Genomic DNA, 16614 nt, shown 5'->3' with positions numbered 1-16614 from the left:
GGCGCAAGAGAGCATCATCAGATCGACTCCAAGCGCCCATCCAGATTGCGCTTTCAGCTCATAAATACAGAGCATATCCATCAAAACTCAGACCTTGAGACGGCTCCAGCAACGCCCCACTCCCAACGCCAGCAGCCAGCCCAGCACACACATGCTGCCCGTTACAAGCCAGGTGAACTGCCAGCCGCCCATCTGCATGGCCATGGCCGCCACCAGTGGCGGACCGGCAAACTGCCCCACGCAAGACCATTGCTGCATGAAACCCACGGTGGTGGACACGGTGGCCGGGCTGGGCGCCAGGTGCATGGCCGTGGTGAACAGGGTGGCCGGTATCAGGCCACCCGTCGCCGAGAACAGCGCCACGGCCACGAAGCGCAGCCACAGCGGTGCCAAGGGCTCGCCGCCGATCTGCACATAGGCCAGCAGCGCCGTCAGCCCCATCAGCACATAGCCGGTCTGCAGGCAGCGCGCGGGACGCCAGCCCCGATGCAACAACCTGCCGGCGGCCACATTGCCCAGCATGTTGCTGGCGGCGACCACGGCCGTCAGCAGGCCTGCCAGCTTGGCACCGAGGCCGGCCTCCGCATACAGGGTGGGTAAAAATCCGACAACCCCCATCCACTGGCTCGAATACACCATGAAGCCCAGCGACACCAGCCAGGGGCCGGGACTGCGCAAGGTTCGGACCAGACGCGGACGCCAGCCCTCGTCGGCTATGGCTGCAAGGGCATCGGTTGCTGCATCATCTGCGGGTACCATGCGCCAAACCGCAAGGGCAGCCAAGGCAGAGGTGCAGCCCAGCGAAATCCACCATACCTGCCAGCTGCTTGCCTGCAGCACCCATGGCCCCAGCAGCAAGCCCATGGCACTGCCAATGGGCATATAGGAACCCCACCACCCCATACGCGTCCCCAGCTCGGACGGCTTGACTGCGCGGCGTATCAGCCCCGGTGCAGGCATGGCGACCAGCAAGAACCCAAGGCCTTCAAGCGCGCGCAGCGCCAGCAGCCAGGCAAAGCCCGTGGCCGCAGCGCCCACCGCGCTGGACACAGCCATCAGCATCAGCCCCGTCAGCAAGCTGCGACGAAGACCCCATTTGTCGGCACCCAGCCCCACCACCAGGCCCAACAACATGCCCGCCACCTGAACGGTGGAGAGCAGAAATCCGGCCTGCACCAGGGACACGCCCAGTTGCTGCTGCAGCAACGGCACGGCGGGCGGCAGCTTGCCTACATGCAGCGAGGCACTGACGCCGGCTGCGACGATGATCCATGAGGGGTTCAGGCCCCGGCTAGTCACTGGCTCCACGACGTTGTCTCTTTTTTCTCAGCTAGGTGATATGTCAACTATCTAGCATATGGCAAAACACGAGACCGATTGACAAGCATTGCCACAGGCGCTGCCGGCACAAGCCACACTCGCCCGGATCGCCTAAGAATTGTGCAAACTCGCTTTTATGACCGACGACTCCGTCTGAAGGAACTCCATGCGCTCTTCGCTTGATTTCAGCTCCTGGACCTCCTTGCTCTCTACCGTGCTGGGACTGTTGCTGGTGACCTGCCTGATGATGGGCATTCGCCTGTTGTTCATGCAGACCGTGCAAAAGCGGCGCGAGCGTGAGAACCGGCAGATCAACGAGCGGCTCAAGACCTTGATCGCCGCCTACAAAACGCTGGGCAGCTCGTTCACCGGCACGCTGAGCGTCAGTCCTCTGCATCTGCGCGACCTCAGGCAAACCGATGAGACGCCGCCACAAACACCAGCCGGAGATAGCCTGAACGAGCGCCGGCGTCGTATCCGGGATGCCGTGGAGGCCGCTCTGTCCGACATCATCCTGCTGGGTACCGAGGAGCAGGTGGAACTGGCAGCCCGGGCAGCCCAGGATATGGTGGCAGGTCGACCGATCGAGACCGCCGCTCTGGTCACCTCGCTGCGCGGCTTTATCCGCGACGCCCTTGATCTTGAACCCATTCCCTCGCATCTCCAGATACCGTCCCAGGGCCCTGCAAGGCCGAGTACCGGGGGAGCCGGAGGGAATCGCAAGGCCGGTGAAGCCCAGGGTTCGGGCAGTCGTGGTGGCGCGGGCGCCGGCGGTCAGGGCACAGGTATGGGAGCGGGAGGCCTGGGGCTGGGCGCCGGGCTGGGTTCGGGCCTGAGTGCTGGTACGGGCAGCGAGGATCTCACGGACCGTCGGTCATGACACCGCCTCGACCTGGCCTCAGGCACTTCTTGCTCAGAGCATGTCCAGCGGCTGCTTGAAGCGCGGCGGGGGCGAGGCAGCGTCGATCAGCGCCAGCTCCTCCGGGCCGAGCTTGAGCTGCAGTGCACGGGCGTTGTCTCGGATATGGTCTTCGGAGCCGCTCTCGGGAATCGCCAGCACCCGACCGCTGCGCAGGATCCAGGCCAGAGCCACCACGCTGGCACTGACATCATGGCGATCACCGATTTCAGCCAGCAGGCTTTGCTCAACCAGCTCTCCATGCCCCAGCGGACAATAGGCCATCACGGTCACGCCGTTCTTAAGGCACCAGGGCAGCAAGTCATATTCGATACCGCGGCTGAAAACGTTGTAGAGCACCTGATTGACCACACAGTTGCGTCCACCCGGAACTTGCCACAGCTCCTGCATATCGTCGGTGTCGAAGTTGGAAACGCCCCAATGACGAATCCTCCCCTGCGCCTTCAATTCCTCGAACGCGGCTACCGTCTCGGCCAGCGGCGTATTGCCACGCCAGTGCAGCAGATAGAGGTCGATGCAGTCCACTCCCAACTTATGGGCGCTGGCCTCGAAGGCGCGCATCACTCCCTTGCGGCTGGCGTGCATGGGCAGCACCTTGCTGACCAGGAAAGGCCGGAGACGGCTTGGCGGCAGGTCACGCAGCACATCACCAATCAGTTCCTCGGAAAGGCCGTCGCCATACATCTCGGCAGTGTCGATCACGTTCAGGCCGAGCTGCAGCCCGGTGAGCAAGGCTGCCTTCTCTTCGTTCGGGCTGCGCCGCCCCTGGCCAAGATGCCAGCTGCCCATGCCCAGGCTGTTGCGCCCCTCTAAAAATGATATGGCACTGTGCATACGAGCGACCTCCAGGGAAATTCTTCAAAAACCTGTCAATCGCCAGATATTAATGACGCATTGCGTTGTCACTCCAGCTTCTTTTGTCAGCTCAGTTTGAGCCGCGTTATGCTTCACCTGCGAATCAACGACAGATGATTCGGATGCGTATGTGAAATCAAGTTCGCTATTCTCAATAGCTTTCCTCAATATATTCATAACACGGGAGTTCATTGCATGTTCAAGTCCATCGCGGCCGCCGTTGTCGGCCTGTCACTGTCTCTTGGCGTCTGGGCCAAGACAGAAGCCACTCAGGAGTTACCCGCCGAAATCAAGGCCCTGCACTGGCAGGAAAGTGGCAAGGGTGAAATCGCGGACAAGGCCAGCGTCAAGATTCCCTCTGGCTATGCCTTTCTCGGCGAGGCCGACACCTCCAAGCTGCTACAGGCATTTGGCAACCCTCCCAGCAGTGATCACTTCCTGATTGCCCCCAAATCGCTGGACTGGTTTGCCGTGTTCTCCTATGACGACACGGGCTACGTGAAGGACGACGAAAAGATTGATGCCGACGACTTGCTCAAATCCATGCAGTCAGGTGACAAGGCCGGCAACGAGCAGCGCAAGAAGCTGGGTCTTGAAGCTCTGTACACCGATGGCTGGCAGGTTCCACCACATTACGACACGGCCACCAAGCGACTGGAATGGGGTCTGCGTCTGCGCGGCGAGTCGGGCGAGAAGAATGTCAACTACACCTCGCGCATTCTGGGCCGCAGCGGCGTGATGACGGCCACCCTGGTCTCCGATACCGCGACCCTGGCCCAGAACACCGAGGAGTTCAAGAAAGTGCTGGCCGGATTCGACTACAACAGCGGCCAGACCTATGCGGAGTTCAAGAACGGTGACAAGGTCGCCGCCATCGGTCTGGGCGCCCTGGTGCTTGGTGGCGCTGCCGCAGTGGCCACCAAGAAAGGCCTGTGGGGCGCGATTGCTGGCTTTCTGGCCGCAGGCTGGAAGATCGTCGCTGCTGCAGCGGTCGCCCTGTTCGCAGGCATAGGCAAATTGTTTGGCCGCAAGAAGGCCGCTGAATAAGGCGTTCTCCGGGCCACGGCCTCAATGTCTGTAACCCGCCCCGCGCATCGCTAAGATCGCGGGGTTTGTCTTGTCCCCGGAAAGCCGTCTTGTACTTCACGATCTCCACGCAGCTGCAGGTAGTTCTGGCCATCGTCCTGTTCTATCTCTATGACGCGGCCTTGCTGCTCAAGCCCGACGAGGGTTTGCTGCGCCCGCTACGCTCGGGCTGGCGGGCACAGCTAGCCAGCCGGGGCTTCGAGCTGCGTCAGAACCGCGTGCTGTGGCTGCCTGTTTTTGTGCTCCACCAGCCCGTCTATCGGCAGCGCTGGAGCGCAACGCAGATCCAGCTGCCCGCCGATGCGGGATCTTCCACGGCCGTGGAGGCACATGCCCGCAGCTTCAAGGCATTTGTACTGCCGCTGTATCTGCTCGCCGCACTGCTGTTTCTCGGCCTTCCTTCCGCCTTGCTGGTGCTGCATTCCGAACTGCTGCAGCTGATCGCACTTGCGCTCATCTATCTGAGCACGGCCTGGCTGAGCTGGCTGACGCTGCGCCATGGCAGGCAGGGCCACAGCAGCCAGACCTTCGCACGCTCGACAGCGCTTCAGATTCTGCTGTGCCCCCCATTTGCGCTCAATGTGGTGCGCAAGCTCTCGCTGTCATATGAAATACAGACCGACCTGCTGCAGACGGCCCAGGCCCTGCTGAGCGACTCTGACTGGCAGGATCTGGCAGCCCTGGTGCAGCAGTTGATGCAGCGCGAGATGGACGAGATTGCCGAGCTGCCCGAATACGCGCCCACGCTGGCACAGATGCAGCAGGCACTGCGGGTGCTCGAGCAAAACAGCGCCCGATGCTGAACAATCCCTCAAGCAGCCCCACAATAGCGGCTTCCATCACAGCGACCATTGCGAGCACACCATGGCCTTTGCCGACAATCTCAAGCAACTTCCCTCCATCGCCCATATCTCCGAGCTGCAGCTGATCGACTCCGACGGCCAACTGGCCGCAAGCATCCCGAATGCGCCCGGCAAAGCTGGCTCGGTCACGATCTACAACGCTCTCTACGCCAAACATGGCAGCATCAACGTCGAAGCTGCCGAAGAAGGCCTGCAGCTGTATGCCGAGCACACCGAAGATGCCAAGGCACGCCCCGGCGCCCACCCCAATATCGATCGGTTGCTGGACGTGATCGCCAGCGGCAAAGGCTATGCCGTGACGGTGATTGCAGCCTGAGCGCCGTCAAGCCCTTTCACTGATGAAAGGGCTTGATCTTGCGGCCTGTCCCTCCGGTTCCTGCGCTCGAAGATCTTCGAGGTCCACACGCTGAACACGATTGCGCCCCGCATGTTTGCCTCGATAAAGCGCCGCATCGGCCTGCTGCAGTGCGAGGTCAAATGCATGGGAAGCAATGAAAGGATTGGAAACGCCAATCGTTGCCGTGCAAGTGACGCAGCCATGCAGGCTGATGCCCGGAATCGTGATTTCCGCAATCGCTGCGCGTATTCTTTCGGCTAGCTGCAGCGCCTCGTCTCCCCGCAGCCCCGGGCAGAGAACCACGAACTCCTCGCCACCCAAACGGCATTTCAGATCGCTCTTGCGCGTGCTTTGCCGAATCACTTCCGCCACGCGGCACAGCACCATGTCGCCGAACTGGTGCCCGTAGCTGTCGTTGATGCGCTTGAAATGGTCAATATCCACGATCAACAGATGGACGGGCACGGTCTTTGCGGCCGCGAAATGCGCCCCAAGCCCCTGGACTAGGCCCCGGCGGTTGAGCAGCCTGGTCAACGGGTCCTGGGCCGCCATGCTGCCGAGTTCGTCGGTAAGGCGCCGCAAGACGAGCCAGACGGCGCCTGGCGGGATCACCGTGCCGAGAAATGACATGTAGATATAGAACACCATTTGAAAATGGCTGTTCATGTCCAGGGCCTGCAAGCCGCCCTGCAGGATCAGCACGAACTTCATGGCATTGAGAATGCAGATGCCGCCGATCAGAATGGCAAAGACCACCATCTCAACGACCATGTTCCTGGCAAAGCTGCGCGTGCCCCGCAGCAGGGAGATCGTCATGCCCAGGAACAGCAAGGCACAGGCCCCGGCCAGCATTGCCTGGCGCGCCTCCAGACCCAGTGTCGAATGCACCAGCACCTGCGCCGCACTATAGGCCAGCGCCAGAATCAGCAGCGGCCGCCACACCGGCATAGGACGACTGAAGAAGCGCATCGCGCCCAGCGCATAGACCACCGGCGCACACAGAGTCAGCGTGTGATTGACGACACTCATCGCACTCCAGCCCGGCTTGCCGCCCAGCAGCTGCAGCACATAGGCACAACCCAGCAACAGGTTGCCCAGTGCGAAGACCTCCATGCCCATTTTCCTGTCGGGCAATCTGCGGCCGATCAGCAGGAACAGCACGCAAAAACACAGCAGATGCACGCAGAGCATGCCAAGGATGACGGTCGCAACCATGAAATCACTCAAGCCGGTAACGGCAGGTGCTGCGTGTCTCAGGCAAGGACAACCCGGAGTCAGACCTGCGGATGAACAAGGCAGGACTGGCTTTTGCTTTGTTCAAGCCCTTTCAATCCGCACTCGTAAGTATTTGCAAATGTAACGCCTTGCACCGAGTCGATGATGTCAAAACCGCTCAGGGCCTACCAGCAAATCTGAGCGACGCCTGGCGCACCACCTCAGGCAATTGCTGCACCTGGGCATAGCTCTCGCGCAGCCAGCTCGCATCGTTGCCGCGCTGCAGAACCTGGGACAGATCCTGCAGCGCGCTCTTGCCGGATGCGGGGGCATGGCTGGTGATGCGCTGCAGGGTCTGCCCTATGTGCTCGCGCAGCGACAGCTGCTCGCTGCTCGCCGGGTCCACATAAGTGCCGTCCAAGCCGAAACGGCAGGCCTGGAAGCGGTTATAGGTATAGACCAGATAGTCGTCTTCGCTGGGCTCAAAGGGCTGCTCGCTGAGAAACCAGGCACCCAGCGCCTGCACATAAGCCGCCAACTGCGCAGCGCGGTGGATGGACAGCGGCGTGTCGAAAACACGCACTTCCACAGTACCGAACTCGGGCTTGGGCCGGATATCCCAGTAAAAATCCTTCATGCTGTGAATCACGCCCGTAGCCGCCATCTTGGCAAAGTAGCGCTCGAAATCCTCCCAATGCAAGGCAAATGGTGCACGGCCCGAAAGCGGGAACGCGAACACCGAGTTGAGACGTGCCGAATCAAACGCGGTGTCCTGGCCTTGCACAAAGGGGCTGGATGCCGACAGTGCAATGAAATGCGGGATGTAGCGCGAAAGCCGGTGCAGCATCATCAGCGCATCGTCGGCACTGGGGCAGCCCACATGCACATGCTGGCCGAAGATGGTGAACTGCTTGGTCAGATAGCCGTACAGCGCCGTCAGCTCCTTGAAGCGCGGCTTGTCGTAAATGCGCTGTTGGTGCCACTGCTGAAACGGATGCGTGCCGCCACCGGCCAGCGCGATATTGAGCCGATCGGCCGCCTTGACCAAGGCATCGCGCGTAACAGCCAATTGCTCGTAGGCGTCCTGTGCATCCTGACAGATGCCGGTGGAGATCTCGATCATGCTGGAGGTCACCTCAGGCACGATGGAGCCCGGGACCTTGGCGTTCTTGAGCAGGGCCAGCATATCGGGCGCATACGGCGTCATATCGTAGTGATGGGTGTTGAGCAGCTGCAGCTCCAGTTCCACGCCCAGCGTCAGGGCCTGAGAAGGTGCGAATTCGCCCAGGCCGCCGGCTTCGGCCCCCGCTGGCTGACTTTGCTCGATTTCATGCGTCATGGCGCTTCCCTCCTCTTTGCAAGGCCGCGCGGCCCACGCCGCGATGGGCATCGCCGCTACGCCACAGGGCGGTAGCGGCCAGCAGCACACCCAGCACCTCGCACAAGACGATCATGGGCAGCGCAATGGCCGCCACCTGCTGGGCCACGCTGGCATTGAAAGCCGTCCACTGCATTGCAATCCCCGACACCATCAGCAGCGCGAGTCCCGACAAGGCCAATTGCCCGCAGGCCACAGGCCATTGCCTGCGCCAGCCTATGCCGGTACCTAGCCCCAGCAGAAGGATGGAGCCAAACTTGCCCAGAATCCGAGCCAGGACAGCGCTGGCCACGACCGAAACCATCGCCACAGACAGGTTCACTTGCGAGGCCATGCTGGCCACCAGCACGAACATCAGCAGATTGAGCATGGCATTGGCCGCCTGAAAGGCCTGGGGCCAGACCAGCGGCATGGGACTGAAATTGCGCAGCATCAGACCCGCGACCATGAAGCCCAGTGCGGCAGAGCCGCCCCATTGCTCGGCCAGCAAGCAGACCGCAGCCATGGCAGCAAGCAGATACAAGGCCGTGGTGTCGCTGCGCGATGACTGCCAACGAAGGACTGGCCAGAAGGCAATGGTGACCAGAAAGGCCCAGAACAGAGTCAGCAACAGGCTGAACAGCAGGCGGCCCAGCCCCGCCGATGAAAACTGCAGGCCGCCACCTGCAGCCGCTGCGACCGGCACGAACACTACGGTCAGCACCAGAGCGCCGAACAGCGCCAGCAAGGTGCTGATAGTAGCCAGCAGCAAGCTGCGGTCTGTCACCGCGCCGCTGGCGCGCAGATCATCGGCAATGCGAAGCAACACAGCCGGAGACGCAGCCATGGATATCACACCGACGGCCAGCGCCACGGCCCAGCCCCAGCCCAGGGCCAGCAAGGTCGCAGCCACCACCGTCAGCGTGACCAGCGACTCGCCCAGACTTTGCAGCAGCAACCAGGGCTGACGAAACAGCCAGGGCAATGAAACCTGAGAGGCAGCCAGCAGCAGGCTTGCGCCCACAGCCACCTCCAACAGCACGGCCGTGCTGCCTTGCAGCGGCCAGGGCAGATCACCAAAGCCAACCCATCCGGCCACCAGGCCCACCACCGTATACCCCAGCATGCGCGGATAGCCGGTAAAACGGTGAACCAGATGACCAAGCAAAGCAGCGGCTGCAACCAGCACGCACCAGCTCAGCAGCGGCGGAAAACCGGCGGGCCAGATGCCCGCCTCAAGATTGCCGAACGGCATAAAGCGCCCTCCTGTATCAAGACCCGGACAGTGCGACAAAGTCACGGCACCAGGAATGGTGCAGGCAGCGTTGCGAGAGATGCGGTCAGCGCCGCGTGAAAGCCCAGTCATGCGCCGGGATGCAACACCTGCTACTAGCGCGGCCAGCCCTGCGCCCGAGGGATCACGGCAGCCGCCACGCACGCTCCAAAGTATGCCCAGATCTCCACAGGCACTGACCAGGAGCGCTACAAACATCATAGGGGCGCCAGATCAAACGGCGTTACAGGGTGTCAGCCTTCCGACATTTCTGTGTCCGAATGCATGGCTTGTTAGAGTTTTGCAAACCTTCCGGACATGAAAAATGCCGGGCTCAACCAAGCGTTGACCCGGCATTGATTCATATGGGAAACCCTGCTATCAGGCTGGCAGCTTGCCGCCCTTCAGCAGCGCTCCCACCAGTTCCACCCAGTAACGCATTCCCAGCGGCAGATTGGCGTCGTTGAAGTCGTACTTGGGGTTGTGCAGGGAGGCGCTGTCCTCGCCATTGCCCAGCCAGATATAGACGCCCGGGCATTCCTGTGCCATGAAGGCAAAGTCTTCCGAAGCCATGCTGGGCACCATATCGCGGCGCACCTTGCCCTCGCCCAGTACGCTGGTCAGCACCTCGGCGCAAACTTCGGCATGCTGGGGGCTGTTGATGGTCGCTGGGTAGCTGACGCGGTAGTCGAGCTGGGCCTCAAGGCCGTGCAGCGCGCAGGTCGCTGCAATCGCATCGCGAAAACGCTGCTCAATACGCGCGCGCTGAGGCATGTCGAAGCAGCGCACGGTACCGCGCAGCTTGATGACTTCGGGCATCACGTTATAGGTATCCCCGGCGTTGAAGCTGGTCACGCTCAGCACGGCTGGCTTGTGCACCTCCTGCTCGCGAGCGATCAGCGCGGGCAGCTGCGTCACCAGTTGGCAAGCCGACAGCAGCGCATCCTTGCCCAGATGCGGCATGGCGGCATGACAGCCCTTGCCGGTTAGCGTCAGATCGAAGATGTCGAAGGCCGCCATCACGGCCGTGGAATGCACTGCCGCCGTACCCACGGGCAGGCCCGGCCAGTTGTGCATGCTATAGACCGCGTCCATGGGGAAGCGCTTGAACAGCCCTTCCTCGATCATGGCGCGCGCGCCACCTTCGTTTTCCTCGGCAGGCTGGAAGATGAAATGCACGGTACCGGCAAAGTCGGGGGCCGAGGCCAGAGCCTGGGCCGCACCCAGCAACATGCTGGTATGGCCGTCGTGACCGCAGGCATGCATGCGACCTGCATGGGTTGACGCATGCTCGCACTGGTTGAGCTCGGTCACATGCAGCGCATCCATATCGGCACGCAGGCCGATAGAGGGGCCGGCGCCCAGACTGCCCTTGAGCACGGCGACCACGCCGGTGCCGGCCAGGCCGGTGTGCACTTCCAGACCGAAGCTCTTCAGCAGCTCGGCCACACGCGCGCTGGTGCGGTGCTCCTGAAACGCGGTTTCGGGATGACGATGAAAGTCATGACGCCAGGCTTGCAGTTCCTGCTGGCCGGGCCACTTGATGGTGTTCATCATGGTCCTGCTCCGACTTTACAGCGTGTGGACAAAGGTCTGGGCGATCAGCGTCGCGGCCAGGAACACACCGGCATTGGCCAGCAGCGAAACCACCACGATGCGCCAACCCAGACGGCGGAAAGCCGGGATGTCCTTAGCCAGCGACAGGCCCGCGAACGTCAGCATGGGCGTGATCATGGCCAGGAAGTTGACCTTGCCGGTCAAAGCTGCCACCTCGGCGGCATAAGGCGTCAGCGGGAAGGTCATGGCCATCGCGATGAACGAGATCCAGCACACCGCAGGCAGCGCGCGGCGCGTGCCCACATAAATCAGATCACCGACAAACACGGCGGCAATGATGAGCAGTACACCTGGCAACGCATCCATCACCGGCACGCCATGGCCGATGCGGTTGCCGATCAGCACCATGGCGCCGACCAGAACCCAGGAGGCGAAGCGCATGCCCAGGCCCAGCGCCGGCACCTGTGCCTGTTCCTCATCCTTGGCGGCACACAGGTCTACAGCCTGCTCCACCACAGCCTGCTTGCGCTTGCGGCCCAGAATCGGCTCCAGCCATTGATAGGCACGCAGCGCCAGGGGCAGCGAGATGAACAGGGTCAGATAAGTGCCCACCGTCGTCGCAATCAGATTGGCGGCAGCGGCAAAGGTGGCAATCTGGTCGCTCATCTCGGGATGCTGGGCGGCAATCGCGCCCACGGCGGCGGCCGTCATGCTGCCCGAGCCCACACCGGCGCCCATGCCCAGTGCCAGCGGGTGGAAGATATTGAGGCTTGAGACAAAGCCGGCCAGCAGCGAGATGAAGATAGCGCCGATCAGCGTACCGGTGATGTACTCGGCCAGCACGCCGCGACCTTCTGGCGAATCCATGCCGAAACGCTCGCCGATGATGGCCAGACCCGGTTCACGGCCGATGGAAAAAGTCGCGCCAATCGCTTCGCGCTTGATGCCCAGCAGCAGCGCCACTGGCATGCCCAGGGCCACGCAACCGACCAGATTGCCCAACTCCTGCAACACCAGCCCCCAGCCGACTTCGGCCAGCTTGGGCAGCGAGCCACCGACCAGCAGACCCAGTTTGGCAATGAACAGAAACAGCGCGCAAGACAGCACGGCGGCTGCCAGATTCTGGCTGTACAGGCTCAGCTTTAGCGGCCCGGGCATGCGCTTGCGCAGCAGTCCCAGCACCAGACCGATGAGCAGCGCCCAGATCATGGGCAGCAGCACCACCTTGCCCACGCCCAGCGCAATGGGCAGCGGCCCCAGCCACTCGGACAATGCCGCAATCACCAGCGCCAGCGCAAATACCTGCACCACGCTACCCACATTCAACGCGGCCTTGGCCGGCTGCACCTCTGTACGCATCAACTTTCCTTGCGCACGACGGCCGCTGCCGACGCGCTGAAATAGCTTTGAACCCTGAAAATGGGCACGGCCAGCCCAAGCTGGCGCTCACCCATGCGGGCGCTGAATATAACAATGCATTTATTGCATACGCCTTCTTTTTCTGTTCTAAAAAAGTGAACATACGTATGAATACAGATGCAATTTGGCGACGACAATCGCCGCATGCCCGCCTTCCAAGACTCCCGCGCCCGCTATCTGTTTGAAGCCGTCTACTGCGGCTCTGTCCGTGCCGCAGCCGAAAAACTGGGCATCGTGCCCTCAGCCGTCAGCCGACAGATCAGCCTGCTCGAAGAGGAACTGGGGGTGGCCCTGCTTGAGCGCCACCGCAGCGGCGTGGTGCCCACCGAAGCCGGCCGGCTGTTACTGGACTATCACCGCGAACACACGGCCCACCGCCACGACATGCTGGCCAAGGTAGATGCGCTGCGCGGCCTGCACAGCGGCAGTGTCAGCGTGGTCAGCGGCGAGGGCTTTGCGCAGGAGCTGATCGACGGCCCCATACGCAATTTTCGCCAGCAATACCCTGGCGTCAGCATCTCGCTGGAAATCTATGGCACGACCGAAATCATGCGCCGCATTCGCGAGGATGCGGCCGAGATCGGCCTGGTCTACTACCCGCCCGCCGACAGCCATATCACCGCGCGCGGCGCGGCGCGCCAGCCCATGCATGCCATCGTCCACTCCCAGCACCCGCTGGCCAGCGCGGGCCAGACCTCGCTGCAGGAGCTCAGCCAATGGCCTATTGCCATGCTTCAAGGCGTGTATGGCATTCGCCAGCTCGTGGAATATGCCGAACACAAGGACAAGATCCATCTCAGCCCCGCGCTGACCAGCAATCTCATCAGCGTGCTGCTGGCCTTTGTCACCAGCGGCCAGGGCGTGACCCTGCTGCCGCCCTGCTCCGTCACGGCCGAGCTGGCAAGCGGGCGCCTGCGCGCCATTCCCATTCGCAACCCTGCATTTCAGGATGCGGAAATGCAGCTCATCACTCGCACCGGTCGCCATCTGTCCCCAGCCGCCAATCGCTTTCTGCTGTATTGCATGCAAGGCATGCAGGCGTTCCAGGAACCATGAGCGGCGGCCCGCAGGACTCCAGGTCAGGCCGCCTGAGCATGCTGAGGACACCGCTGCACTTGCCTTAGACTGCACGCAGCATGCAAACCAGTCTGGCTCTCACTCCCTCGCAACTTAGCGAATTCCTTCTCAACGTAGCCACCGTACGCCCCGTGTTCATCTGGGGGCCGCCAGGCATTGGTAAATCAGCACTGGTGCAAAACTTTGCGCAAAGCGTGGGGCTTGATTGTGTGTCCCTGCTGGGTAGCCAGCTCGCGCCCGAGGATTTGCTGGGCGTGCCACAGATCATTGACGGCGTGACTCGCTTTTGCCCGCCCGCCATGATTGCGCGCGAGCAGCCCTATTGCCTGTTCCTGGACGAGCTCAACGCCTGCAGCCAGGATGTGCAGAAAGCCTTCTACAGCCTGATCCTGGAGCGTCGCGTGGGCGAGTATGTGATGCCCGAGGGCTCCATCGTGATTGCGGCTGGCAACCGGGCTCAGGATTCCGCGATTGTGCGCACCATGTCCTCGGCGCTGATCAACCGCATGATTCATGTGCAACTCAAGGTCAGCGCCAGCGAGTGGCTGCAATGGGCGCAGCAGGCCCAGTTGCATACTCTGGTGCTCGAATACCTGGCCCAGCGTCCCGATCACCTGTGGAGCCAGCCGCCCAAGCATGAGGAAGCGTTTTCCACGCCGCGCTCCTGGCATATGCTGAGCGACGCCTTGCTCTCCTACGGCGATGCTCTGAATCTGCAGACGCTCGAAGCCCTGGGCAGCGGCTGCCTCACGCCCCAGCATGCGGCGCAGTTCAAGGCCTTCTATAAGCTGGCCGACGACCGTCACCGTCTGGACGCTATTTTCAAGGGCGACGCCAACTGGCCCCATGCGCCGCAGGACAGAGATGTGCTGTATTTCCTGGCCCAGGCCTTCCGTGCGCGTCTGCTCAAGATCCTGCCCGCCGACAAGCAGCAAAGCGGCGGCGAGTTGCAGCAAACCGTGCACCGCTCCAAGGCCATGCTCAAGGAACTGGCCCAGATCAGCCTGGAAATGGCTCAGATCGTCACCGCTGAGAGCGACAGCCAGACCCTGCCAGCCTGGTATATGGTGGAAATAGTGCGCGACCTGCCACGCCTGGTGGAAGCGCGCGAGACGGCCAGAGCCTGATGGCCAAAGCCCCAACGCGCGACACCCCTGCCACCCAGGCCTATACGCAGGGCCTGGCCATGCTGCAGGCACACCCCATCTTTAGCGAACTCAGCCGCAGCCTGGGCTTTGTGCGCGGCGCCCAGTCAGGCTGCCCGCCCCATGGCTGGGCACAGGCCAGCCTCAACCACCAACGCTTTACCGGCCAGATCGACATCCACCCCAAGCGCCTGGCCAGTCCCGAGGAATGGGCGTATTGCCTGGGGCGGGCCACGCTCAGCTACGCGCTGGAGCTTTTTCAGCGAGACCGCAGTCACTGGGTCCAATGGAGCGCGGCCTGCGATGTGGTCACGGCCCGCTTCATCCAGACCATCAAGCTCGGCCGTCCGCCCGAAGGCATGGAACTGCCCGACGGACTGCCCCAGCGCGACGAGGCCCAGTGGTACGTCCAGTTCTGCGAACAAGGCATACCCGCCTGGGCACAGTCGCTGAGCTTGGCCGGTCCCGGTCAGGGCGGCGCTCACCCCAGCCTGGCCCTGCCGCAGCAGTGGCCTGAGCCCGCCTCATCCACCAGCAAACCGCAGCCGTATTGGCGCAGGTACGGCAACTGGCCCGAAATGTTTGCCGCCGGTCTGGCTCGCTCCGTCACCCAGTCCGTGGAAATGGCGGCAGGCGTGCGCCGCGAGTTTGGCCAGAGCCGCCCTGCCAGCAGTGCGCTGGACCGCGCAAGACACTGGTTCATGGACAGCTTTCCGCTGCTGGGCAGCATGGTCGCGGCGTTTGACATCATCGAGGACGCCGGCATCTGCGAGCGCGAGGACATTGCCGTCGCCGCCGTCGACGAAGTGCTGCGCACCATCTACATCAACCCCGGCCCGCGCCTGTCCGAGCTGGAACTGCGTTTCGTCATTGCCCACGAAGTTCTGCACGTTGCCCTGCGCCATCTGCCGCGCCGACGCGGGCGCGAACCTTTTCTGTGGAACGTGGCCTGCGACTTTGTCATCAACGACTGGCTGATTCAGATGGATGTGGGCCAGCCGCCGGGCATCGGCCTGCTCTACGACCCGGAGCTGCGCGGCCTCGGCGCCGAGGAGGTCTATGACCGCATCGCAAGCGATCTGCGCCGCATGCGCAAGCTGCGCACCCTGGCCGGTGGCCGGGGCGACATGCTGGAGCGCAATGTAGGCGGTCAGCACAACACGGGCGACTACACCGATATCGACGAGTTTTGCCGCACCCAGCTGGGCAAGGGCCTGCTGCGCCACGAGCAAAGCGCACGCGGCCTGCTGCCCGCAGGACTGATCGAGGAAATCCGTGCCTTGCTGCAGCCGCCGATTGACTGGCAGGTAGAGCTGGCGCGCTGGTTCGACCATCACTTTCCGCCCATAGAAACGCGGCGCAGCTATGCCCGCATCAGCCGCCGCCAGAGCGCCACGCCCGATATTCCCAGGCCACGCATTCAAGCCGACAGCCGCTGGCTGGACGGCCGCACCTTTGGCGTGGTGCTGGACACCTCGGGCTCCATGGAGCGCCATGTACTGGCCAAGGCACTGGGCGCCATCGCCAGCTATGCCGAGGCCAAGAACGTGCCCGCAGTGCGCCTGATCTGCTGCGACGCCGCAGCCTATGACCTGGGCTATCTACCGGCCGCTGACATGGCCCAGCGCATCGCTCTCAGGGGCCGGGGCGGCACCGTGCTGCAGCCGGGCGTGGATCGGCTGCTCCAGACCGATGACTTTCCCAAGGACGGGCCCATCCTCATCATCACCGACGGCGAATGCGACCCGCTGCGCGTGTCGCGCGAGCATGCCTATCTGCTGCCGCCAGGCCGCAGGCTGCCGTTTCGCACAACAGCCCCCATATTTGTGATGGACTAATTCAGCATCGGAGCATCCCCGCTCCATTCAGCAGTGCACAGCTCGCCAACTCATCGAGCGCGATCTGCACGCTGGCAGACCTGGGCGCGGCAGCCTCTACCGCCCTGCCGCTGCAAGAGCAGAGCCTAAGGCTTACCCTTGGATGTCACGATCCGGCAACTGAATTGCGGAATGCGCCAAGTGCATTCAGGCCACCGGCCCTACATTGCCCACCGAACTCGTTGATTCTCTGCCCCGCAAAGGTCGATGCAGCCTTGGTGCGCAGCCGGGTTCAGGCGATGAAGGTCAAGAACAGGAAATGAACCCAGAAATCCAGGACAGGCCACCACAGCACCATTCACAGCTACCGGTGC

General features: G+C 62.6%; 14 protein-coding genes. 7 read left to right on the top strand and 7 right to left on the bottom strand.

The features are described from left to right. Positions 1-87: 87 nt before the first annotated feature. Positions 88-1308 carry a CynX/NimT family MFS transporter gene (locus FSY59_RS16480; protein ID WP_148729345.1) on the bottom strand — a complete coding sequence of 407 codons (1221 nt, stop codon included), beginning with the start codon at positions 1306-1308 and terminating at the stop codon, positions 88-90. Positions 1309-1486: 178 nt separating this feature from the next. Here FSY59_RS16480 and FSY59_RS16475 point away from each other — a divergent pair, with 178 nt between their 5' ends. Continuing rightward, positions 1487-2200, top strand: a complete 714-nt coding sequence (locus FSY59_RS16475; protein WP_050874868.1) for a hypothetical protein — start codon at positions 1487-1489, stop codon at positions 2198-2200. Positions 2201-2233: 33 nt separating this feature from the next. Here FSY59_RS16475 and FSY59_RS16470 read toward each other — a convergent pair whose 3' ends face one another. Further along, positions 2234-3073 carry an aldo/keto reductase gene (locus FSY59_RS16470; RefSeq protein ID WP_003055308.1) on the bottom strand — a complete coding sequence of 280 codons (840 nt, stop codon included), beginning with the start codon at positions 3071-3073 and terminating at the stop codon, positions 2234-2236. 216 nt (positions 3074-3289) lie between these two features. Here FSY59_RS16470 and FSY59_RS16465 point away from each other — a divergent pair, with 216 nt between their 5' ends. The 3 genes from FSY59_RS16465 to FSY59_RS16455 all read left to right on the top strand — a co-directional run bounded on the left by FSY59_RS16465 (position 3290) and on the right by FSY59_RS16455 (position 5359). Further along, entirely contained in the window at positions 3290-4141 is an 852-nt protein-coding gene (locus tag FSY59_RS16465; RefSeq protein ID WP_003055309.1) for a DUF2167 domain-containing protein, read from the top strand. Positions 4142-4230: 89 nt separating this feature from the next. Beyond that, positions 4231-4983 carry a hypothetical protein gene (locus tag FSY59_RS16460; protein ID WP_043372772.1) on the top strand — a complete coding sequence of 251 codons (753 nt, stop codon included), beginning with the start codon at positions 4231-4233 and terminating at the stop codon, positions 4981-4983. Between the two features lie 61 nt (positions 4984-5044). Continuing rightward, on the top strand, positions 5045-5359 hold the full coding sequence (locus FSY59_RS16455) for a DUF2322 family protein (protein ID WP_003055311.1): 315 nt from the start codon (positions 5045-5047) through the stop codon (positions 5357-5359). Positions 5360-5365: 6 nt separating this feature from the next. Here FSY59_RS16455 and FSY59_RS16450 read toward each other — a convergent pair whose 3' ends face one another. The 5 genes from FSY59_RS16450 to FSY59_RS16430 form a co-directional block, all read right to left on the bottom strand. Beyond that, positions 5366-6595, bottom strand: a complete 1230-nt coding sequence (locus tag FSY59_RS16450; RefSeq protein ID WP_003055312.1) for a GGDEF domain-containing protein — start codon at positions 6593-6595, stop codon at positions 5366-5368. Positions 6596-6773: 178 nt separating this feature from the next. Continuing rightward, complete coding sequence (locus FSY59_RS16445; RefSeq protein ID WP_148729344.1) at positions 6774-7934, bottom strand: YbdK family carboxylate-amine ligase; 1161 nt, start codon at positions 7932-7934, stop codon at positions 6774-6776. After that, on the bottom strand, positions 7924-9207 hold the full coding sequence (locus FSY59_RS16440) for a cation:proton antiporter (RefSeq protein ID WP_148729406.1): 1284 nt from the start codon (positions 9205-9207) through the stop codon (positions 7924-7926). Before FSY59_RS16440 ends, FSY59_RS16445 begins: the two co-directional genes overlap by 11 nt. Before the next feature lie 399 nt (positions 9208-9606). Next, on the bottom strand, positions 9607-10782 hold the full coding sequence (locus FSY59_RS16435; protein ID WP_003055318.1) for a M20 aminoacylase family protein: 1176 nt from the start codon (positions 10780-10782) through the stop codon (positions 9607-9609). 15 nt (positions 10783-10797) lie between these two features. Next, the gene (locus tag FSY59_RS16430; protein WP_003055320.1) at positions 10798-12141 is read right to left on the bottom strand and encodes a DUF3100 domain-containing protein; all 1344 of its coding nucleotides are present in this window, start codon (positions 12139-12141) and stop codon (positions 10798-10800) included. A gap of 177 nt (positions 12142-12318) precedes the next feature. Between FSY59_RS16430 and FSY59_RS16425 the strand changes: the two genes are divergently transcribed. The 3 genes from FSY59_RS16425 to FSY59_RS16415 all read left to right on the top strand — a co-directional run bounded on the left by FSY59_RS16425 (position 12319) and on the right by FSY59_RS16415 (position 16261). After that, complete coding sequence (locus FSY59_RS16425) at positions 12319-13257, top strand: LysR family transcriptional regulator (RefSeq protein WP_148729343.1); 939 nt, start codon at positions 12319-12321, stop codon at positions 13255-13257. Between the two features lie 80 nt (positions 13258-13337). Beyond that, positions 13338-14405: an AAA family ATPase gene (locus tag FSY59_RS16420; RefSeq protein ID WP_043372764.1), complete on the top strand. Its 1068-nt coding sequence runs from the start codon at positions 13338-13340 to the stop codon at positions 14403-14405. Beyond that, positions 14405-16261, top strand: coding sequence for a hypothetical protein (locus tag FSY59_RS16415; protein ID WP_148729342.1), 1857 nt, complete (start codon positions 14405-14407; stop codon positions 16259-16261). The genes FSY59_RS16420 and FSY59_RS16415 overlap by 1 nt, the downstream gene beginning before the upstream one ends. The last annotated feature ends 353 nt before the right edge of the window (positions 16262-16614 follow it).

Source organism: Comamonas sp. Z3 (assembly GCF_008121565.1).
In the GTDB taxonomy this organism is placed as follows: domain Bacteria; phylum Pseudomonadota; class Gammaproteobacteria; order Burkholderiales; family Burkholderiaceae_C; genus Comamonas; species Comamonas brasiliensis.
Note: the sequence above shows the minus strand (reverse complement) of the source record. Positions and strands in the feature narration are given on the sequence as shown.